At 59.4% G+C, this 23,845-nt stretch carries 6 protein-coding genes; 2 read left to right on the forward strand and 4 right to left on the reverse strand.

Going from position 1 to position 23,845, the window contains the following annotated elements; translation table 11 throughout:
* The first annotated feature begins 2 nt into the window (after positions 1–2).
* Positions 3–3,608, forward strand: a complete 3,606-nt coding sequence (locus EBC_RS10825) for a transporter substrate-binding domain-containing protein (protein WP_231853689.1) — start codon at positions 3–5, stop codon at positions 3,606–3,608.
* A 13-nt stretch (positions 3,609–3,621) separates the two neighbouring features.
* On the opposite strand, the gene EBC_RS10830 is transcribed toward EBC_RS10825, so the two are convergent.
* From EBC_RS10830 to EBC_RS10845, 4 genes are all read right to left on the reverse strand, one after another.
* Positions 3,622–4,239, reverse strand: coding sequence for a response regulator transcription factor (locus tag EBC_RS10830; protein WP_013201827.1), 618 nt, complete (start codon positions 4,237–4,239; stop codon positions 3,622–3,624).
* Between the two features lie 83 nt (positions 4,240–4,322).
* Complete coding sequence (locus tag EBC_RS10835) at positions 4,323–7,229, reverse strand: response regulator (RefSeq protein ID WP_013201828.1); 2,907 nt, start codon at positions 7,227–7,229, stop codon at positions 4,323–4,325.
* A gap of 51 nt (positions 7,230–7,280) precedes the next feature.
* Positions 7,281–8,255: a hypothetical protein gene (locus EBC_RS10840; protein ID WP_013201829.1), complete on the reverse strand. Its 975-nt coding sequence runs from the start codon at positions 8,253–8,255 to the stop codon at positions 7,281–7,283.
* 189 nt (positions 8,256–8,444) lie between these two features.
* A complete protein-coding gene (locus tag EBC_RS10845) occupies positions 8,445–12,035 on the reverse strand; it encodes an Ig-like domain-containing protein (RefSeq protein ID WP_013201830.1) in 3,591 nt (1,196 codons plus the stop codon).
* Positions 12,036–12,404: 369 nt separating this feature from the next.
* Between EBC_RS10845 and EBC_RS10850 the strand changes: the two genes are divergently transcribed.
* On the forward strand, positions 12,405–23,816 hold the full coding sequence (locus EBC_RS10850; RefSeq protein ID WP_013201831.1) for an Ig-like domain-containing protein: 11,412 nt from the start codon (positions 12,405–12,407) through the stop codon (positions 23,814–23,816).
* Positions 23,817–23,845 lie beyond the last annotated feature (29 nt).

The raw sequence follows: 23,845 nt of genomic DNA on the forward strand, positions 1-23,845 counted from the left end.
CTATGGCGCGCTTGTTGAAAGGGTGGGTGATGGCACTCACCCTGTTGTTGCTGATCCCCGCCCATGCTGCTGAATACCATTTACTGATGCGCGCCTTTACGCCGTCATTACAGCGGCTGGACGTCACGCCGGAACAGCGCGCCTACCTGCAGCAAAAGAAACAGCTGGTGGTCGGCATCCTTAATGAGGATGCGCCACCCTTTGGTATGATCAACAATCGCCACGAGTTTGAAGGGCTGAGCGCAGATTATATCGGGCGCATTGGCTGGCAGCTTAATCTGCCGGTGGTTATTCGATCCTATCCGACCATTACCGCGCAGTGGCAGGCGCTGGCGCAGGGTGAAATTGACCTGATCCCGTCGGTTCCTCAGTTCAGGAAAGACAGTGATTTTCAACTCTCCCGACCTTACGCCAGTGAAAAGCCGGTGCTGGGGGTCAATACCGATGATAAGCAGCCTTTGCCGGAAGACCTCAACGAGATCACCGTGGCGATGGCGAAAGATTACCTGCCGCTGGCGATGGTGAAGGATGCCTATCCCGCCGCGCATTTTCGCCTGTATGACAATTATCAGGATGCCCTCAGTGCGGTGGCCTTTGGCCAGGCGCAGGCCTATCTGGGCAACAGCTACTCCCTGAGCCGCAACTTCCTCAATAACGTCAAGCTTGAGCGCTTCAGCAATCTGCCGGAACGCGATGTCGGCTTCGCCTTCAGCCTGAATAACCCGATGCTGATTACCCTGGCGAACCGGGCGATTGCCGCCCTGCCGCAGGAGGATGTTGAGCAGCTGCATCGCCTGTGGCAACCGGATCTGATCGGCATTACCCAGACCGCTGCGCCGCTGGTTTTTAGTGAAGAAGAAAAGCACTGGATGAAAAGTCATCCGGTGGTGAACGTTCTGCTGTACAGCGAGGACAATGCCGCGCCGATCTCCTTTGTCGACAGCAGCGGGGCGCTGCATGGCATGGTCGGCGATCTGTTCTCGGCGATTGCGCTGAAAACCGGGCTGGATTTCCATTTCGAGACGGTCGACAGCACGCGTGAGCTGGTGGAAGGGGTGATGAGCGCGAAGGCCGATATGCTGGCCTCGCTGACGCCAAGCGAGAAGCGCAACCAGCAGCTGTTGTTTACCCGCCCCTATATGCGCAGTGCGTTTGCGCTGGCGGTGCGTAAAAAAGATAACAGCATCCATTCTTTGCCCGATCTGCGCGGCAAGCGTCTGGCGCTGGTCAGGGATACCGGCATTGAAGGGATGGTGCGTTCGCGCTATCCCGAAATTCAACTGGTGATGGTCGAGAACGAGGCGCAGCTGTTATCCAGCGTCGCCAACGGCAAGGCGGATGCCTCGGCCAGTATCCTGATGATGGCCGATTACCATATCAAAACGCAGTATGCCAACCGGTTAAAAATCGTCGCCACGGTGGGGGACAATCCCGCGTGGATCTCGTTTGGCGTGGGCCGTACCGATCCCCAACTGCGTTCTCTGCTGGATAAAGTGTTGCTGAGCATACCGCCGTCCGAAATGGAGAGCCTGGCCAACCGCTGGCGGCCAAGTGATTTTGTGGTAGTGGATAACTTCTGGTCGCGCTATCGCGAAGTGCTGATTGCCAGCGGCATCTTTACCCTGCTGATCATTGCGCTGATCACCGGCTGGGCGCTCTATCTGCGTCAGCAAATTAAGCGCAAGGCCGAACTGCGCCGCCAGCTCAACAACCAGCTCTCCCAACTGCGTGAAGTGGTTAACAGCATGCCGTTCCCGGTCTCGCTGCGTGATAACAGCGCGCGTTTAATCTACTGCAACCAGCGCTATCTGGAAGAGACCGGCATCGATTATGACGCCTCGCTCGGCACCACCATGGAGCAGTCACCGGGTTTACGCACGCCGGAACAGGCCAGCTTCTATCACCAGCAGATGCTGGAGGTGATCGCAACCGACCGGTCGATTGTTGAGGATCGCCGCTACGACCTGTATGACAATCCGGACTCTTCGATTGGCCTGACGGTCTATCAGTGGATCCAGCCGTGGCACGACAGCGACGGCAAGGTGATGGGGGTGATTGGCGGCTGGATGGACATTACCGAGCGTGAAGCGCTGTTTGCGGAACTGCGTGATGCCAAAGAGCGTGCCGAAGATTCGAACCGCGCCAAATCGGTGTTCCTCTCCACCATGAGCCATGAGATCCGCACGCCGATGAATGCGATTATCGGCATGCTGGATATGGCGCTGAAGAAAGGGCGTCAAAAGGAGATCGATTTACAGGCGCTGGAAGTGGCCTATGAGTCGGCGGACAGTCTGGTCGGACTGATTGGCGATATCCTCGATATCAGCCGCATTGAAGGTGGCCATCTGGAATTCAACCCGGAGACGGTTAACCTCGGCAAACTGATCGACAATATGCTGAAGGTTTATCAGGGGCTGGCGATCGACAAAAATATCACCCTGAGCAAGCATTATCCCGACGAGCCGATTGTCGATGTGCTGGCCGACCCGCTGCGTATCAAGCAGGTGTTGGCCAATCTGTTAAGCAACGCGATTAAATTTACCGACCAGGGCGGCGTGACCCTGACGCTGTCGCAGACGCGCGTGCCGGGCAGCAGCAGCGTGCAGTACTGCATTGAGGTGCAGGACAGCGGCATTGGCATCGCCGCCGCCAGCCAGGCGGCACTGTTCCAGCCCTTCAGTCAGGCGGAAAACCGCCGCGCCGGCACCGGACTGGGGCTGTATATCAGCCGCACCATCTGTGAAAACATGCAGGGGTCGCTGACGCTGAGCAGCGAGAAGGGCGTTGGGACGCGGGTACGCGCCATGCTGGCCTTGCAGCAGGTGGTGCAGGAACAGCAGACGCCACAAGCGGAAGACGGCCCTGAAGATGGGCTGCCAACGCTGAATGTGCTGGTGGTGGACGATAATGCCGCCAACCGCATCCTGCTGGCGAAACAGCTGGCGTGGCTTGGGCAGCATGCCCATCTGGCCAGCGACGGCTACGAGGCGCTCAAGCTGTGGCAAAACAATCACTTCGACGTGATCATCACCGACTGCAATATGCCCGGCATCAATGGCTACCAGCTCACGCAGATCATCCGCGAGTCAGAAGAGGAGCAGCAGCGGGAACCCGGCTGGATTATCGGCTTTACCGCCAATGCCATGCAGGAGATTACCGAACGCTGCCTGGAAGCCGGCATGAACAGCTGTCTGTTTAAACCCTGCTCGATCAACAGCCTTTCTGCGGCGCTGAGCAGCATCAGCATCAGCGTCAGTCCGCCCGCACCAGACAGCCAGGAAATGCGTAACGATGAGGTCGACCGTCAGATAGAAGCCACCATGCGTTCGCTGATGATTACCACCCTGCGCGAGGATCTCAATCGTCTGGCAACGCTGAAGGTTGCCGAACATCCTGTGGAGGTGGCCGATCTGGCCCACCGCATTGCAGGCAGCGTCAGGATTGCCGGCCGCAACGATCTGGCGGAGGCCTGTATCCGGTTGGAATTAAATTGTCGTGAGCAGGATGAAAAGGCAGACGTACTGACCGAACAGTGCAGTACGTTGATCGCCGTGCTGACCCGCTATCTGACGCAGCTTGAGGCTGGGTCAGCGCTTAATGGCAGATAGTCGGGAAGGGGGCTCAGAAGCCGTTACGGCGGGCGAAGTCGATCACATCACGCACTTTCTGGGTCTGTAATTTATTCATAATGCTGCGCTTGTAAGTGCTGATGGTTTTACTGCTTAACAGCAGCTCGCCGGCGATAATTTTATTCGATTTCCCGGCACCCAGTTCGCGCAGTATTTGCAGCTCGCGATTGGTAAAAGAGAGCATCAGCTGAAAATCCCGGTCTTTATTAATCACTCTTTGCTGCATCGCATGGGTAAAGACATGCCTGCCGCTGGCTAATCTGTCCAGCATATAATCCAGCATCTCCAGATCGTCCGTTTTACTCAGATAACCCTGTATCTCCAGCCGGTGACCGCGAATTAAATGATACACGCTGTCGGATCCTGCCAGCACAAAGATTCTGATTTTCTTATTAAGGCGTTTTAAACGACACAGTTTTTCAAAATACTCTTCAGGTAAATGCAGTGGGTCAAGAATAACAATGCCGGGATGTCCCGTTTCGACCTGATAAATAAATTCACTGGCGTCTGAGGTACTGCACGTTACTGCGTAATCCCTGTGCGCCATCAAATGCTTTAATCCCTCCAAAATAATCGGATGATTATCATAGATGACAACGTTGGTGGACATGTTATTCCTTTAAATTAAGTCAGAGGCGAAGAAAGAATGATCCCATAATCCGCTTGAGCAGAATCCAGGCCGGGTCTCTTTCATCACGCGGGAAGACAATGTTTTGCTTCGGTATAGTGCGCAATCAGATGCTGTAACGCATTCGACGAAAGGGGTTTGGTCAGGCACTGATTCATGCCGGCGTTAAGACAATCCTGGGTGACCTCGGCACCACTCATGGCCGTCAGACCCAGAATCGGCAGCGGCGACGCTCCACGCTGCTGTTCCAGCGCACGGATGCGGCGGGTCATCTCAAAACCGTCCATTTCTGGCATGGTGCAGTCGGTGATAATCAGGGCAAAGTCTGCCTTGTTTTGCCAGCAGTACAGCCCCTCCAGCCCATGTGCGGCGGTGGTCACCTGATGTCCCATCGCCTTGAGCTGCTGGCGCAGGATCTGCAGCGCCGGCGGGTAGTCATCCACCACCAGAATATTCAGCCCGGCCATCGGCGGGACCTCCTCATCCTGTGGCGGCGCCGGCCGGACCAGCAGGTGCAGGCTGACGGTGGTGCCGCTGTCGGCTTCGCTTTCAATAATCAGCTCGCCGCCGGCCTGTTCCAGCATGGTCTGACAGGCCAGCAGGCTTAAGCCGGTGCCCTGCAGGCTGAGAACGCCTTCGTTATTGCCTGCGTCAATCAGCGGGTCAAAATTATCCGGCAGCCCGTCTCCCTCGTCACACACCTCAATCACCAGCGGCAGGTTACCGCTGGCATCCTTATCGCCCTGATAAAGGGCGACTTCAATCTCTCCCTGTGCGGTGTGGCGCACCGCGTTGCGCAGCAGGCTGGAGAGCACGCGGATAATCAGCAGCGAATCCGTTTCGCAATGCGCTTCTTTCAGGTCGTTCACCACCGAGATGCGCAGCGATTTTTCTTCCGCCTGCTGGCGGTACAGGGCCACGGTGCTGTGCACCAGCGACGGCAGATTCACCATGCGCGCTATACCCGGAGTGTCCTGGGTTTCCGCCTGGAAAATATCGAACACATCGCCGGTCAGCGACATCAGCTCGCAGGCGGATTCATAGGCGGTTTGCAGATTACTGTTGTGCATGCCGCTGAGGGTTTGCTGACGCAGTTCCAGCTCCAGTAGGCCAATTACTGCATTGATCGGCGTGCGCACTTCGTGGCTCATGCTTTTCATAAAGGCATTGTGCGCCTGCAGCATGCGCTGATTTTCATCCCGCGCCTGCTGCAGCTGTTCAATCAGCATCTGGTTGCGGCGCAGATGGGCCAGCATATTGCGCAACGCCTGCCGCAGGCGGCCAATCCATAACCCGCTCAGCACCAGCACCAGCAGCAGGCCGATAAGCGGAAGCGCCACCGACCAGAACGGGGTCGACCAGAAATGCTGCTCTTCGATGGGGGTGGGCAGGGTACGCCAGCTATAGGCCAGCTTAAGCAGGGTTTCCGGCGAGGTGGCGCGCAGCGCTTTGTTGATAATGCTAATGGCGCAAGGATTATCCCCGCGCGCGGCAAAGCCGACGTTTAGCGGCCTGGCGGGCAGCGCCAGCGCCTGGTAAAGCTGATGCTCATCGTTGTGCTTGAGGTAATACTGCGCGCTGAACTGCGAGGAGATTGCGGCATGCACCTCGCCCACTTCCAGCAGCTTTACCGCCATATCCGAGGTGTCGGTCTGCACCAGTTGCAGGGTAGGGAACCAGGTTTCCAGCCAGGGGATCAGCGGGTTGTGACGCTCAATCGCGATTTTCTCACCATTCAGATCGTGCAGCGAGACCGGACGCGGGCTGGCACGGTTCATCAACAGCACCGCCGGGCTGATCAGCCAGGGCGCGCTGGAGGTTAGGGTGGACTGCGCCGATTCACTCTCCCCCGGCACGGTCAGCTCGCTGGCAACCAGTGCGTTGGGATAGCGCACCAGCAGCTCGGCCATCTGCCGATCGCTGTCGGCGATCTGCCAGGAGAAAGTCAGGCCATAGCGCTGGCTAATCCATTTGAGGACGTCGACGGCGAGGCCGGCAGGCTGGCCTTTCGCATCGACAAACGTCAGCGGGCTGCGGCGGCTGTCCAGCAGCACGGTGAAGGGATCGTGGCGTTTTAGCCAGCGACTCTCGAGAGTGTTGAGGTGTAGCTCGGTACGATCGATCACGTGATCGTTACCCAGCCCCCAGTTATGTGCAATGCGCAGGCGGCTGACCAGCGGCAGGTTTTGCAGCACCGCATCGATGGCCCGCAATAAATGCGGCGATTCAGTGCTGACGCCAAAACTGAGGTTCAGGTCACCCTGCGTGGGATGCGGATGCAGCCAGATATGCTCAACCTGGCGGTCGCGCGTTAAATAGTGGGCGGTGGCGCGATTCATCCAGCGGGCTTCCTCGTTGCCCAGCGCCACGGCGTTTACCGCATGGTAATAATCCTGATGTCCGCCCTCGCCAGTCTCCAGCGGGTTACGTCCGCTCAGCCGTGCCGAGTCGTCCAGCAGGTCGCGCAGCAGCGTGTCCGGCGCGTCGACGGCGTTCTGTTGGTCGGAATTGGGTTGCTGACGGCTGACCAGCACCGGGCGGTCCAGCAGCCAGGGCAGGGAGGCGCGCACCGGCTGATTCGCCGACATGCCCCGATTCCAGATCGCCAGCAGGGTGATTTCGCCGCGGCTTAACGCCGCCAGCGCGCTTTTGCTGTCCTGATAATGCACCAGCGTGAAATGAACGTTGAGTGACGACTCCAGCAGTGACAGATAATCGGCATCGATGCCTGCCAGCTGGCCGCGCTCGATCCCGACGCTGACCGGTGGCTGTGAAATGCCCCACACGCCGACGCGGATTTCCGCATGGGTTTGCAGCCAGGCGCGAACGTCCGGGGTGAAGTTAACCACCGGCGGCATGACCTCAACGCGGGGCGTCAGGGTCAGCGAGGCAGGGCTTGCCTGGGCGAATGGCTGCCCATACCCCAGCGTTATCACGCACAGCAAAAAACTCAGCAGGAATCGATTCATCATTATCAGCAGGTTATCGGGTTATCACCCGGCACCGTTGGCACCGGGAGGCATTCAGAACAGGTGATGGAGGTCAGTCTGTTCGAGTTCGACGGGCGTATATTCCGGCATCACCTGCATTACGCCTTCATCCATGGTCGGTTGATGGGTATTCCAGCTGCCCGGTGCTTCACCGCCCAGCAGATCGGTCAGCTCCAGCGCTTTTGGGCTGTCATTACTGAGGCTGGCGTCGTGACTGAACAGCAGCTCTTCGGCCGGAATAAGCAGTTCGCTGGCGGTCGGTGCCGATGCCGCAGAAAGCATGCCTGGCCCTGGTGCGGATGCTGCCGCTGCTGCTGGCGCTGCTGCCGGCGCGTCAGCCACCACCGGCTGGCCTGCCAGCGGCAGACTGTCGGCGGCAATCAGCGCAGACAGATGCGAATCATGCTGCGAGATGCCCTGATAGATTTCCGGGCTGCTGCTGGCATGGGCCGCTTCGGCATGGGCCTGAATGCTGTCAATCTGGTGCGCCTGTACCGCCGCGTGGGCGTCAGGATGCGCGACATGGGCTGGCGTGCTGGCCACGTCGGCGTGGGTCGCGGGCGCAGTATGGGCCGCGGCCTTCTGATGGGCGTTATGCTCCTGCTCAGTAACCAGCGGGGTGCTATTTGCGCCTTTGGCATTCGCTGCGTTGTTTTGCGTCACGGCGCTCAGCTGCGCCAGGTTTTGCTGATGCTCCGGCATTTCCTGGTGCATTTCTTCCTCGTGAACGTCAGTCGGGGAGACCGTCTGTGGGCGGTCCGCGATCGCCGGCTCTGACGGCAGTAAGGGATGTTCGTTGACCAAAAACACCAGCTCGTGGCTGACGTCGGTGCCGGTGACAATCGGGCGTGCAGGCGCCAGGCTGTTGGCGGCACGGGCGTGACGGTTTTGATCATCCTCGCCGACATCGTCCCAGTCACCATAGGCGCTGAGGTCGGTGGCGGAGGTCAATAACGTGGCCTCCGTCTGTGGTGGGGATGAATGGGTGGAGTCATAAATCTGCTGCATCAGAGGCTGTCCTGTATAGAAAAGCAAGAAAATGGAACGAGCTAAGAAATTTCTTTGATTGTGCCTGAGTTAAAAAAGCGAAAGTCCAGGCCGGGTCTTGGTTTGTGCTGGCTGGCCACAATTGGCAGGCAAAAAAAAAGCCCGCCAGGCGGCGGGCAAAGGGCCATCCATGGCCCATACACAAAGGGATTATTGTACGTGGGTCTGGATGCCCTGCTGGATCAGCACTTCAACATCATGATCCACATTCTGGTAAACGTTAAAGGTGGTGCCATCATGGCTGACCTGACCCTGCGCGTTCCACTGCTCCGGCGACTTGTCACCGTTGACGGATTCCAGGTTCACGGTATCGCCCGCATCGCCCTTGATCATCAACTGCTTGTTACCGTCCTGCTGGAACAGATCGTCGCTACCCAGCGCCAGTACGTCGTTGATGTTGACGTTCAGTACGTTGTTGCCGTGACCTTCCAGCGACAGGCTGTGGATCTCTTCGCCCTGATGCTGCTGCGCCACGTTCGACAGGTCGATGACTGCACCGGTGTCGATCATTTTCAGCTCGTTACCGCTCAGCTGGAAATGATTTGCGCCGTCGTCGTGCTGCACGGTGGTCGCCGATGCGCCTTCCGTCTGCGCGGTCGTGGGTTGCGCATCGTGCTGCGCAGTGGCGTTGCTGTCATCGTGATGCGTGCTCAGGCTGCTGATGCTGTCATCTTGCTGCACGCTGGTGTCATCATGGCTTTCCACACCGAAGCTGCTGACAGACACTGCACCGGTCGGCGCCGAATCGCGGATGGTGAAGTTATCCAGCGTGATCCAGTTGCCCGGAGCAAGTTCGGTATTGTCGGTATACATCGCAAGGCGCACCACGCCAGATGTTGTTGCCGTCCACGTATAACTATTTGTACCGGCGTATACCTGGCCGGGAGCACCCAATGATGCGCCATTAATGCTCACACCCACTGACATATATTCCCTGGTGGTACCCGATGTCGCCCAGGTGACGCCGGCATAGGACAGGTTATAGGTATGTCCTGCCTGCACGGTAAATTCACGGTAAAGGATCTCCCCGGTAGCCATGGCTCCACTCGGTCTCACAGTGATACTGCTACCGTTGAAACTGGTATCTGCAGCATGGGCCGCTGAAACTGTCCAGCCCTGTCCGGTGGTATCGTTAAAATCGTTAACGGTGGAGGCCACTTTAAAACCAAGATTAGCGGTGTGCGCACTGGTATTACCTAATGCATCCTGCGCGGTAGCGTTGTAGTTATAGGTACCGTCAGCCAATTTTCCGGTCGGTTTCCAGCTCCAGTTACCGCTTGCGTTCGCCTTCTGGCTACCCAGCAGGGTAGTGCCGTCATAAATAAACACCACGGCATTGGCTTCGGTAACGCCGCTCAGCGTCGGATTGTTATCATCCAGATGCAGCGTGGTGGTTGGCGCCGTGGTATCCAGCGCAACCGGGATCGGCGCAGAATGGGCGCTCTCGTTGCCAGCCAGATCCGTTGCGGTCGCCGTGATCGGGTGTGTGCTGTCACCGCTAATGACACCCGGTACGGTCCAGTTCCCGCTGGCGTCAACCACCGCCGAGCCAATCACGGTGTCGCCGTCATACAGCTTCACCACATCCTTCGGTGTGCCACCGCTGCCTGACATATCCAGGTGGCCATTGTTGGTGGTGCCACCGGCAGTCAGATCCAGACCGTTGCCGTCCGCAAGGGTAGGGGCAGGAGCCGCCGGCGCGACGGTGTCCAGATCAACGTTAATCGGTGCAGATTTAGCGCTTTCATTGCCCGCCGGGTCAGTAATGGTGGCGCTGATTGGGTGTGTGGTATCGCCGGTAATGCCGCCAGGCACGGTCCAGTTGCCGCTGTCATCAACCACCGCCGAACCGATCAGCTTGTCGCCGTCATACAGTTTCACCACGTCACCCGGGGTTGCGTCCTTACCGGACATGTCCAGACTGCCGTTATTGGTCAGGCCGCCTGCCGTCAGATCCAGTCCATTACCATCGGCCAGCGTTGGCGTTGGAACAGCCGGCGGGGTGGTATCCAGGTCAACCTTGATTGGCGAGGATTTAGCACTTTCGTTGCCCGCCGGGTCGGTGGCCGTCGCGCTCAGGTCGTGTGGGCCGTCGCCAGAGATTGCACCCGGTACGGTCCAGTTGCCGCTGTCGTCTACGATTGCAGAGCCGATCAGGGTGTCACCGTCATACAGTTTCACCACGTCGCCAGGATTTGCGCCGCTGCCGGACATGTCCATATCGCCGTTGTTGGTCAGGCCGCCAGCCGTCAGATCCAGGCCGTTACCGTCTTCCAGTGTCGGGGTTGGTGCGTCAGGTGCAGTGGTATCCAGGTCAACGGCAATCGGTGCAGATCTTGCGCTCTCATTGCCCGCCGGATCGGTGATGCTGGCGCTCAGGTCATGTTTGCCATCGCCGCTAATCGCACCTGGAATCGTCCAGTTGCCGCTGTCATCAACCACGGCAGAACCGATCAGCTTATCGCCGTCGTACAGTTTAACCACGTCGCCTGGGGTCGCGCCGTTGCCGGACATATCCATATCACCGTTATTGGTCAGACCGCCGTGGGTCAGATCCAGGCCGTTGCCATCAGCCAGCGTCGGCGTTGGGGCATCTGGTGCGGTGGTATCCAGGTCAACCGGGATCGCCGGGGAGCGTGGGCTTTCGTTGCCCGCCGGATCGGTAATCCCGATGGTCAGGTCATGCTCGCCGTCGCCGACGATGGTGCCTGGAACGGTCCAGTTACCGTCAGCATCAACCACGGTTGAGCCAATCAGCTTGTCGCCGTCGTACATTTTGACCACGTCACCTGGGGTCGCGTCTTTGCCGGACATTTCAACGTCACCGTTGTTGGTCAAGCCGCCGTGGATCAGGTCCTGGTCTTTACCGTCGGTGACGCTGATGATGTCGGCAGCAGCAGGGGGGGTCAGGTCAACATCGAAGCTGACGGGGGCAGACTGTGGGCTCTCAACGCCGGCAGAGTTGGTCTCGCTGAAGCTGATATCGTGCGCACCTTCCGGCAGTGGGGTGGTCGGCTGGAATGCCCAGCTGCCGTCGGTCGCCACCACGGTGCTGCCAATCAGGGTACCGTTGTCATAGACGTTGATGATGCTGTTGGGCGTACCCTTGCCATCAAATACCGGACGGGAATCATCGGTCACGCCGTGCTGGGTAATTTTACCCTGCACGCTGCCGACGTTATCCGTCGCTGACGTCACGCCAGGGACTTTAGGGTCTGCAACGTGATGGTCATGACCGCCACGGTTGTGCGCGGCAACGGCGATGCCGGTCAGCGCGGCCAGTGCAGCCAGTGCGCCAAGGGCGATCATGCCGTTGCTCAGGCCGCCTGCCGCCGCCAGACCTTCCAGACCTGCGGTGCTGTCGCTGCCGAGGATCAGGGTTGATGCGCCGCTGTCGTCCAGCAGCAGGAAGGCGTCACGATCCGAACCATCCTGATTGACGTAGGTGTGATAGGTGCCGTCAGCGGCCATGCCGGACAGTTCGCCCTGATGATCGTAGAAACCGTCAATGATGATTTCCGGGGTATCGTCGCCGTCCTGGGTGAAGACCTGCAGGTCTTTGCCAACGCGCTTAACCACGATGTGATCCGGTGCGGTATGATTTTCACCACTGGACAGCAGGTATTTACCGCCGTCGATGGCTTTGACATGGACCGGTTGGCCTTTCGCTGCCTGTGGCAGAGAAGCCGTTTTAACAACAGTTTTGCCGTCAACAACCAGCAGGTTCAGTGGTGTAGTCATGATGCATTTTTCCTGGAGATAGAGATAAATGGGTTGAATTAAGAGGGGTCTCCCTCAGAAGTTTCCTGATAATGCGGCAAATCGTTTAAAGAAGAACCAGGCCGCGTCTTGGATGAGTTCGGTTTATTCTTGCCTGAGGCTCAGACATCTCCTGATATATTTTTCCGCACTGACAATTTTAATAATTAACAAGTGCTCTTCACCCTGACGATATATTCAACCCCTATTTGTTAACCAAGACCCTGGCTGTATTTCCCTTTCCGCCGGTCGGGTAAAAAGGCGTTAACTGGTCATAGATCGTTACGTTGTGTCCAGCGTCTTTCTCATCATCAGGTGAGAAATAGGGATAAATAATACGGAAAGGTTCTTATGAGTCTTGAAAACACCAATATTGCGGTGGTAAGTAAAAATACCATTGTCAAAGCTGAAGTATTGCGCGCCGCGAAAACAGGCAGTGCGGTAAAAATAAAAGCCGTCGAAGGCGCTAAATATATCCTTGCTGAAGGTGAGAACGGCGTCGCGCCAGAAAATATCACCGTGCAGCGCGTGGGCAAAGATCTGCACGTGATGCTGGAAGGGACTGACGCAAACTCACCTCAGTTGGTTATTGAAGACTATTTCGACAAACCGGGCGAGCTGGTCGGTAAAGGTGAAGACGGCCAGTGGCATCAGTTTATTTCCACCGACGGCGACAGCCAGCACGATGCGGCTTTGCTGGTCGACGGCGAAAGTTCCCCGCTGGCGCTGGGTGCCAACACCGTTTCCGGCCTTGACGGTCTGGTGGTGGCGGAGGGCGCGATTGCCCCGGCGCTGCTGGCGCTGGGCGCGCTGGCAGCTCTTGCTGCGGCATTTGGCCTCGGCTATTTAATTGCCCATCACAACAACGATCATAATGGCACCAGCGATACGGGTGCAGGTGGCCCGATTGACGACAGCGGCGTCGTGATGCCGACCGTCAGTACGATTACCGACAATACCGGCCTGGTGACAGGCCCGCTGACCAACGGTCAGAGCACAGACGAAACCCTGCCGGTATTTACCGGTACCGGTACGCCGGGCAACACCATTGAACTGCGTGATAACGGCGTGGTGATTGGTAGCGGCGTGGTTGGGCCGGATGGTAACTGGTCCGTACAGCCAGAGGCGCCGCTGGCCGAAGGTCCGCACGAGTTCGATTTGGTGGCAAAAGATGCGGCAGGCAACGAAAGCCAGCCAACAACCCCGGTCACCATTATTGTCGATCTCTCCCCGCCAGAACCGGCGACCGAGCTGCTGCTGAACGATAACGTCGGCACGGAAACCGGTGCGATCACCGCCAACAGCATCACCGATGACACCACGCCAACCTACAGCGGTAAGGCTGAACCCGGCACGCTGGTGTTTATCACCGATAACGGCCAGACCATCGGCAGCGCGCCGGTGGATGCGGCGGGGAACTGGAGCTTTACCCCACGCGAACCGATGAGCGCGGGCGAACACAGCTTCTCCACCATTGTGCAGGACGCAGCGGGCAACCAGAGTCAGCCAACGCCGCCGTTAACCTTTGTTATCGATCCGAACGGCCTGAGCGCCACCATCGATTATGTGATTGATGACACCAACGCCACGCCAGAGAACCTGACCAGCGGCAGCCTGACTAAAGATAATACGCCGACCCTGTTCGGCCACGGCACCGTGCGTTCTGTGGTGTATATCTATGAAGAAGGAAATACCACGCCAATTGGTAGCGCCCGCGTGCTGGGTAACGGCACCTGGACCTTCCCGACCGGCGTCTTGCCAGATGGTCCGCATACCTTTATCGCGATCCCGCGCGATGCCAGCGGTACGCCAGGCAATCAGAGCGCCGAGTTTGACCTGAATATCGATACCACGGCACCGACCCGTCCGGGCCTGAACAATGACGGTATTGAAAGCGTCTGGGATGACGTCGGCCTGATCCAGGGCCCGATCGCTAACGGCGGTTCTACCGATGACACCACGCCAACGCTGAAGGGCAGCCATCTGACGCCGGGCGATACCGTCTATGTCTATGATGGTGCCAACCTGATTGGTACCGAAATCGTCAATGAAAACGGCGGCTGGTCACATACGCCATCGCCGGCACTGAACCCTGGCGATCATAACTTCTCTATTGTGGTCGGCGACCCGGCAGGCAACCTGTCTGAGCACTCAGACCCGTGGCTGGTGCATATCGATACCACGCCGCCATCGGTGCCGGTGATTACCGAAGTGATTGACGATGTTGGCGCCGCCACCGGCGCCATCACCCCGGGCGGCACCACCGACGATGCATGGCCAACCGTGCACGGTACCGCCGATGCCAATACCCTGGTGATGATTTACGATCGCCTGAATAACGGTTCACGCGTATTGTTAGGCAGCACCACGGCCGATGCCCTGGGTAACTGGGAATTCACCCCGGAAATGCAACTGAGCAACGGCCATCACAGCCTGTCTGTGGTTGGGCTGGATGACGTGCGCAACACCAGCGTAGAATCGCCACTGTTTGATTTCGATCTGGTGACCGGCGGTATTCCTTCTGCCCCAGCCATCACCAGCGCGTTTGATGATATTGGTGCGGTGACCGGTACGCTGCAAAGCGGCGATTCCACCGACGATACTCTGCCAACCCTGAACGGTACGGCGCCCGCTAACAGCCTGGTGACCTTGTTCGTTGATCAAAAAGCGGTTGCTTCCTTTACCGCAGGCGCTGATGGTCACTGGAGCTGGACGCTAGGCACCGCGCTGTCTAAAGGCCCGCATAACTTTACCGCCACGGCGACCGATGCCAACGGTAAAGTGAGCCAGCCAACGGCTGAGTTCGCGCTGAACATTGACACCACTGCGCCAGAGGCGGCTGATAATCTGCACCTGTCTGACAATATTGGCCCGGTACAGGGTGAGATTGTCGACGGCAGCACCACCGATGACAGCACGCCAACCTTCAGCGGCAGCGCTGAACCTGGCGCGACGGTGATCATCCGTGATAACGGCAAGGTCATTGGTTCAGAAACCGTGCAGCCAGACGGCAGCTGGTCATTTACCCCGAAAGATCCGCTGGCCGATGGCCACCACGAATTCTCTACCATCGTGCAGGATCCGGTCGGTAATCAGAGCGGCGAAAGCGCACCGATTGGTTTCGATGTTGATACCAGCAATGTGTTTATCTCCATCGACTACGCGATTGATGATGCCGGTTCCATTACGCAGAATCTGAGCAGCGGCGATGCGACCGACGATGCCACGCCAACGCTGGTCGGTAAAGCGAAGGCGAATGCCATCGTGACGGTTTACGACGGCACCACGCTGCTGGGCAGCGCGCAGGCCAATGCCGAAGGTAAATGGAGCTTCCCAAGCCCAACGCTGACGGAAGGTCTGCACCACATCACCGCCACCGCGACGGATGCCATGGGCACCTCAGCGACCTCTTCTCAGTTTGACCTGAATATCGATTTGACCGCGCCCGAAGTGGGCAGCGGTATTGGCGATATCTGGGATAACGTCGGTCCGGTACAGGGTCTGGTACCGTCCAACGGTGCCACCGATGACACCACGCCAACCCTGCGCGGCAGCGGTCAGGAGCCGGGTGACACCATCACCGTGCGCGATGGCGGCGACGTGCTGGGCACCACCGTGGTGAAGGACGATGGTACCTGGGACTTTACGCCGGAATCCCCTCTGGCGGATGGCACCCATGATTTCACCATTATCGTCACCGATCCGGTCGGCAATGTTTCTGCACCTTCCGATCCGTACATTATTGATATTGATACCGATGTGCCGGTTAAGCCGGTTATCGTCACGGTTATTGATGACCAGGGGTCGTTAACCGGTCCGATCGCCGCAGGCGGCATCACCGACGACTCACGCCCAACCATTACCGGTACGGCGTCGGCCGGCACCGTGGTCAGCGTGTATGACAATAATCAGCTGATTGGCACCGTCACCGCAGGTACCGACGGTAGCTGGTCACTGACGCCAGAATTCCCACTGCCTTACGGCCCGCACGAACTGCATGCGGTCGCAAGCGATGCCGTGGGCAACGTCAGCCTGCCTTCCGATCCGTTCGACTTCGACCTGATCACCGGCGGAATCCCATCCGCGCCATCCATCATCGGTGCAGTGGATGATGTCGGTAGCGTTACCGGCATGCTGAGCAGCAACGGCGTCACCGACGATGTGCGCCCTGAGCTGGTGGGTAACGCCCCGGCAAACAGCCAGGTGACGATCACCGTCGATGGTGAAGTGAAAGGTGTGGTCACCGCCGATGCCCAGGGCCAGTGGCACTGGACGCCAGACGCCGATCTGAGCGAAGGCCCACATAAATTCTCCGTGGTAGCCACTGACGCAGCGGGTAACGTCAGCGCGCCGTCGGGTGACTTCAACCTGGAGATCGACCTGACCGCACCGGATGCAGCCCAGGCCGAACTGACCGACGACGTCGGCGCAGTGACCGGGGTGATTGCCGATGGCAGCATCACCGATGACAGCACGCCAACCTTTACCGGCACCGCAGAACCGGGCAGCACGGTGATTATTCGCGACGGCGACCAGGTGATTGGCAGCGAAAAAGCCGATGCGAATGGCGACTGGTCGTTTACGCCGAAGGACCCACTGGCAGAGGGCCCGCATGAATTCAGCACCGTGGTGCAGGATCCAGCCGGTAACCTCAGCGCCCCAAGCGACCCGATTCACTTTGTGGTGGATACGTCTGCCGTGGTGGTCAGCATTGACTACGCCGTGGATGATGCGGGCAGCGTGACCGGCAACCTGGCAACCGGTGCCGTTACCGATGACACCACGCCAACCCTGTTCGGTAAGGCCACGCCGAATGGGCTGGTGATGATTTCTGACAACGGTGTAGTGATTGGCTCTGCGACAGCTGACGCCTTCGGTGACTGGCATTACCTGCCCGACCCGGTGCTGGCTGAAGGCCCGCACAGCTTCTCGGCTTCCGTGACCAACGGCGCAGGCAACACCGCGACCACCGCACCGTTTAAGCTCGATGTTGACCTGACTGCGCCGGTGATCCCGGGCAACGACGGCATTGGCGACGTGCGCGATGACGTGGGCAGCATCACCGGCAGCGTGCCGGATGGCGGCGTCACCGACGACAGCACCCCGACCCTGGTGGGTAGCGGCCTGCAACCGGGTGATACTGTCACTATTCGTGATGGTGGCCAGCCAATTGGTACGGCCATCGTGGGCGAAGACGGCTCGTGGCACCACACCCCGAACCCACCGCTGGATGAAGGCACGCACGATTTCGACATTATCGTTACCGACCCGGCAGGCAACGAGTCAGCACCGTCTGACCCGTGGACCATCATTGTTGATGTGACTCCACCTGCCGTACCTGTGATTAGCACCATCATTGACGATCAGGGCGACCTGACCGGTGACGTGGCGCGCGGCGGTGTCACCGATGACACCCAGCCGGAAATTCACGGTACGGCGGATGCCAACACCCTGGTCAATGTCTACGACAACGGCGTGCTGATTGGCAGCGCCCAGGCGGACGCCAACGGCGACTGGTTAATGACGCCATTGGTGCCGCTGACCGGTACTGACCACGCGCTGACCGCCAAAGCGGTTGATGCCGCAGGTAACATCAGCCAGCCTTCCGACAAGTATGACTTCTCGCTGGCTGAAGGTGGGGACGTTATTGCCCAACCTCCGGTTATTACCGGCGGATTCGATGACGTGGCACCACAGACCGGCGACCTGACAAGCGGCGACGCCACCAATGACCAGCGTCCGACCCTGAAAGGCACCGGCCATCCGGGTGACGTGATTGAACTGTTTGACGGCACCACCTCGCTGGGCACCACCCAGGTGCAGGAGGACGGCAGCTGGAGCATGGATCCAAATCAGGATCTGAGCGAAGGCCCACACAGCCTGACCGCAGTGGCCACCAATGCCGTGGGCAACCACAGTGCCCCAAGCAACGGTTTCGATCTGGATATCGACCTGACGGCACCGGCACAACCGGCTATCAGCACCCTCATTGACGATCAGGGCGACCTGGTGGGCGATGTGGCGCGCGGCGGTTTGACCGATGATACCCAGCCGGAAATTCACGGTACGGCGGATGCCAACACCCTGGTTAACGTCTACGACAACGGCGTGCTGATCGGTAGCGCACGGGCCGATGTGAATGGCGACTGGTCAATGACGCCACAGCAGCCGCTTACCGGGCCTGACCATGCGCTGACGGCGGAAGCGGTCGATGCGGCAGGTAACGTCAGCTCGCCTTCGGACGAGTATGACTTCTCGCTGGCGGAAGGCGGTGATGTGATTGCGCAACCTCCGGCGATCACCGGCGGCTTTGACGACGTCGAACCAAAAACTGGCGATCTGGCCAGCGGCGACGCCACCAATGACCAGCGTCCGACGCTGAAAGGGACCGGCCACGCGGGTGACGTGATTGAACTGTTCGACGGCACAACATCACTGGGCACCACCCAGGTTCAGCCGGACGGAACCTGGAGCATGGATCCAAACCAGGATCTGAGCGAAGGTCCGCACAGCCTGACGGCCGTGGCGACGAACGCAGCGGGTAACCACAGTGCGCCAAGCAACGGTTTCGATTTGAACGTTGACCTGACCGCGCCGGTGATCCCGGGCAATGACGGCATTGGCGACGTGCGCGATGACGTCGGCAGCATCACCGGCAGCGTGCCGGACGGCGGCGTGACGGACGATGATAAACCGACGTTGATTGGTAGCGGCCTGGAGCCGGGCGATACCGTTACCGTGCGCGACGGCGGTCTGCCAATTGGTACCGCGATTGTTGGCGATGACGGTTCCTGGACCTTCACGCCTGAAGATCCCCTGGATGAGGGTACGCACGACTTCGACATCGTGGTTACCGATCCGGCGGGCAATGAGTCGACGCCATCCGATCCGTGGACCGTGGAAATCGATCTGACCCCGCCGGGCCAGCCGACCATCACCACCATCGTTGACGATCAGGGCGACCTGACCGGTGACGTGGCGCGCGGCGGCATCACCGATGACACCCAGCCGGAAATTCACGGTACGGCGGATGCCAACACCCTGGTCAATGTCTACGATAACGACGTGCTGATTGGTAGCGCGCAGGCAGACGCCAACGGTGACTGGTCGATGACGCCACAGGCGCCGCTGAGCGGGGCTGACCATGTACTGACTGCCAAAGCGGTGGATAAAGCCGGTAACGTCAGCATTCCGTCTGATGACTACAACTTTAACCTGATTGACGGCGGCGCAGCGCAGGCCCCAATCATCACCGGCGGCTTCGATGATGTTGCACCGAAAACCGGCGATCTGGTCAGCGGCGATGATACTAACGATCAGCGTCCGCTGTTGAAAGGAACCGGTCATGCGGGCGATGTAGTCGAACTGTTCGAAGGCAGCGAATCGCTGGGCACCACCGTTGTGGCCGATGACGGCAGCTGGAGCATGGAGCCAAACCGCGATCTGACCGAGGGTTCACACAGTCTGACGGCGGTAGCGACTAACGCAGCGGGCAACCACAGTGGCCCGAGCAACGCGTTTGACCTGAATGTTGATCTGACTGCACCAACCATTCCGGGCAACCAGGGTATCGGCGACGTCATTGACAACGAAGGCATTATCACCGGCAGCATACCGAACGGCGGCAGCACCGATGACACCACGCCAACGCTGGTCGGCTCTGGTCTGCAGCCTGGCGATACGGTCACCGTGCGCGACGGCGGTGAACCGATTGGTACAGCCATTGTTAAAGAGGACGGTTCCTGGAGCCTGATTCCGGACCCGGCGCTGGATGAAGGTACCCATGACTTCACCATCGTGGTGACCGACCCGGCGGGTAATACTTCCGAACCTTCCGATCCGTGGATTGTGGAAGTGGATCTGACCGCACCGCTTCAGCCAGCCATCACCGCAGTGATTGACGATCAGGGCGACCTGACCGGTGATATTGCCCGTGGCGGCATCACCGACGACAATCTGCCGGAAATTCACGGTACCGCCGAGGCGAATACTCTGATCAATGTCTACGACAACGGCGTACTGATCGGCAGCGCGCAGGTCGGTTCTGACGGCAGCTGGCGCCTGATCCCGGATGTAGCCCTGAGCGGTCCTGACCATCTGTTGACGGCGAAAGCAGTTGATGCAGCAGGTAACGTCAGCGTCCCTTCCGACGAATTTGGCTTCAGCCTGATTGACGGCGGCGCAGCGCAGACGCCGGTGATTACCGCTGGCTTTGACGATACCGAACCAAAAACCGGTGACCTGGCAAGCGGCGACGCGACTAACGACCAGCGTCCAACGTTGCGGGGTACCGGCCATGCGGGTGACACCATTGAACTGTTTGATGGCACCACTTCCGTGGGAACCACCCAGGTCCAGGACGACGGCACATGGAGCATGGATCCGAACGTCGATCTGAGCGAGGGCGCACACCGCCTGACGGCCGTGGCGACCAATGCAGCCGGTAATCACAGTGATGCCAGCAACGCATTCGATCTCGACGTTGACCTGACGGCACCGACCCATCCGGGCGCAGACGATGACGGTATCCGTACCATCATTGACGACGTCGGTCCTAAAGTGGGTGACGTGGCCGATGGCGGCGTGACTGACGATCAGCGGCCAACGCTGCTGGGGGATTTCCAGGACGAAGGCAGCACCATTTACGTCTACGACAACGGTAGCCTGCTGGGAACCGCCATCGTTGGAATGAACGGCGACTGGTCCTATACGCCGAATGTTGACCTGGCGGAAGGTCCGCACACCTTCACCATTAAAGTGGAAGACCGTGCGGGCTGGATGTCGGATATGTCAGATCCGTATGCCATCACCATCGATATTACGCCGCCGGAAAAACCGACCATCACCGAGGTGATTGACGATCAGGGCGCCCATACCGGTGCGCTGAATCCTGGCGAAATTACCGATGATGCGCAGCCGCAGATCAACGGTACGGCGGAAGCGAACAGCAAAGTATTCATCTACGATGGCGCCACGCTGATTGGTTCTGCACAGGTTGATGCCACGGGTCACTGGACGCACACGCCATTCCCACCGCTGCAGGCAGGCGCACACAACATCAGCGTGGTGGCGCAGGATGCCGCCGGACTGGTCAGCGTGCCGTCAGATCCGTTTGACTTCAGCGTACTGACCGGCGGTGTGCCAAGTGCGGTAGCCATTACGACCGTCTGGGACGATGCCGGCACCACTACCGGTAACGTGCAGAGCAACGGCTTTACCGATGACACCACACCAACCGTTAAAGGGACCGCGCCAGCCAATACGCTGGTTACCGTGACCTTCAGTGGACCGGGTGGCGCCACGGTGGTTGCCTCAGCAACGTCCGATGCATCAGGTAGCTGGAGCGTAACGCCACCAGCATTAGGCCAGGGCCGCTACAGCATCATCGCCGAAGCGCTGGACCCGGCACTGAACCCGATTCAGTCCGGTGCGTGGATCGTGAATATCGATACCACTGCACCACTGGCACCGGTGATTACCGCGGTGACAGATGATGTGACCGGGGGGATTGTCGGCAATCTGCCAAACGGCAGCGTCACCAATGACAACCGCCCAACCCTGAGTGGCACGGCAGAAGCGGGCAGCGTAGTGCGCATTTATGACGGCGCCACCCTGGTGGGCAGCATCACCGCCACCGGCGGCAACTGGAGCGTGACGACCTCGGTGCTGGGATCCGGTCCGCACAGCCTGACGGCCACGGCAACCGATGCAGCGGGCAACATCTCGCCTGCAACGGCGGCACGGACCTTCACGGTCGATACCACGCCACCGGTTGTTACCGTCACTGCGGTTAACGATGACGTCAGCGGCGGAATTGTTGGCAACTTGCCAAACGGCAGCGTGACTAACGATTCTAAACCGACGCTCAGCGGAACGGCAGAAGTGGGTAGCGTGGTGCGCATCTATGACGGTGCAACCCTGCTGGGCAGCTTCACCACCACGGCAGCCACCTGGACCTATGAAACCCCGGTTCTGGCCACCGGACCGCACAGCCTGACGGCGACGGCGACCGATCCAGCAGGTAACGTGTCGGCGGCAACGGCGGCGCGCACCCTCACGGTAGATACCACCGCACCGAACGTGCCGGTGATCGGCGCGGTAACCGATGATGTGGCGGGCGGTATTGTGGGCAACGTGCCAAACGGCAGCGTGACCAACGACAACCGTCCAACCCTGAGCGGGACCGCAGAAGCGGGCAGCGTGGTGCGCATCTATGACGGCGCAACCCTGCTGGGCAGCATCACCGCCACCGGCGGCAACTGGAGCTACCTGACGCCTGTACTGGCAACCGGGCCGCACAGCCTGACCGCCACGGCCACCGATGCGGCGGGTAACGTCTCTGCGGCCACCGCCGCACGGACCCTTACCGTGGACACCACGGCGCCGAATGCGCCGGTGGTGGATACCATCATTGACAATGTTGGCCCGGCAACGGGTGATATTGCCAACGGGGCGACCACCGATGACAACACGCCGACGCTGAACGGTCATACCGAAGCCAATGCGCTGGTGAAAATCACGCTGGACGGTACGGTTTACTCCACCACGGCTAACGCCAGCGGCGTGTGGACCTTCGCATCGCCAACCCTGGCGCTGGGGCCACATACCTACAGCATCACGGCGACCGATGCGGCGGGCAACACCAGTCTGGCCACCACGCGTTCGCTGAACGTGGTCAGCCCAATCCCGGACGGCGCGAAAGGCACGGAGAACTTCGAGTACGCCACCGCGCAGCAGACGCCGATCGTCTCCGGAGCCAAACTGGCTTCCGGTCTGACCATCAGCTGTAGCTGGTCGGGTTACGCCATCATGACGGTGGTCGGCCAGGGGCATCACGCGGCGATTTACGCCAGTGCCACCCATGCCACCCGCCTGACCTGGGGTAATGGCGTACACACCACCGACGTGCACTTCGACCTGGTGGCACCAACGGCAGCGGCGGCGATGCAGCCGACGGTGATCAAGGTGTACAGCTCGACGGGTGCGCTGTTGACAACGCAGACCGTCAGCTCGGCCAGCCGCTTCAACTATGAAGCACCGGCCGGCCAGTCGATTGGGGCGGTAGACCTGTATGTTGCCGGTTCCACCGATGCGGCACCTGCGCAGGTTGGCTTCGACAACGTCTCCTGGGGCGAGAAAGCATCCGGGGTGATCACCACCGCCAGCGTTATGGGCGATGAGGTCAGCGATCAACTATTGGGCGTGGATTCTGTCGACAATGCGCACGATCAGCAGGTCGCGCAGCATGGCGATGAAACCGCGCAGCCACAGCACGACGGTTCAGCCGCTAGCGGCAACGCGCAATCTGCTCAGCCTGTCAGCAATGTTGCGCCGGCGGTGGTTGAGCAGCCGCAGGCACCGGTACAGGAGGCGCAGCATGCAGGCGTTACCCTGACGCTGGATCATGCGGAACAGCCGATTGACTTCAGCGCCGTGGTGGCAGCAGGGGAAACGGTCAGCAAGGTCAATATGACCAATGCGCAGTCCGATACCCTGAACATCACGCTGGAAGATGTGATGACCCATGGAGAAGCCAATGCTTTCATCGCCGATGGCGCGAAGCAGATGCTGATTCAGGGTGAAAAAGGCGACGTAGTGAACCTGTCGGATCTGTTGCCGAAAGGGGCAGATACCAGCGACTGGAGCAAGGCGAACAGCCCTGTCAGCGTCGATGGCGTTCAGTACGAGGTTTATCAGCACGGCAGCAATGATGCCGAACTGCTGGTGCAGATGGGCGTTCAGACCAACCTGAACACCCATTAATCCTGAGCCATTCACCCCTTAAATCCGGG

The sequence above is a fragment of the Erwinia billingiae Eb661 genome, assembly GCF_000196615.1.
Lineage (GTDB): Bacteria > Pseudomonadota > Gammaproteobacteria > Enterobacterales > Enterobacteriaceae > Erwinia > Erwinia billingiae.

Excerpts from the sequence above, each read along its gene's own strand:
- EBC_RS10825 (WP_231853689.1), top strand. The coding sequence starts at position 3 with ATGGCGCGCTTGTTGAAAGGGTGGGTGATGGCACTCACCCTGTTGTTG.
- EBC_RS10830 (WP_013201827.1), bottom strand. The coding sequence starts at position 4,239 with ATGTCCACCAACGTTGTCATCTATGATAATCATCCGATTATTTTGGAG.
- EBC_RS10835 (WP_013201828.1), bottom strand. The coding sequence starts at position 7,229 with ATGATGAATCGATTCCTGCTGAGTTTTTTGCTGTGCGTGATAACGCTG.
- EBC_RS10840 (WP_013201829.1), bottom strand. The coding sequence starts at position 8,255 with ATGCAGCAGATTTATGACTCCACCCATTCATCCCCACCACAGACGGAG.
- EBC_RS10845 (WP_013201830.1), bottom strand. The coding sequence starts at position 12,035 with ATGACTACACCACTGAACCTGCTGGTTGTTGACGGCAAAACTGTTGTT.
- EBC_RS10850 (WP_013201831.1), top strand. The coding sequence starts at position 12,405 with ATGAGTCTTGAAAACACCAATATTGCGGTGGTAAGTAAAAATACCATT.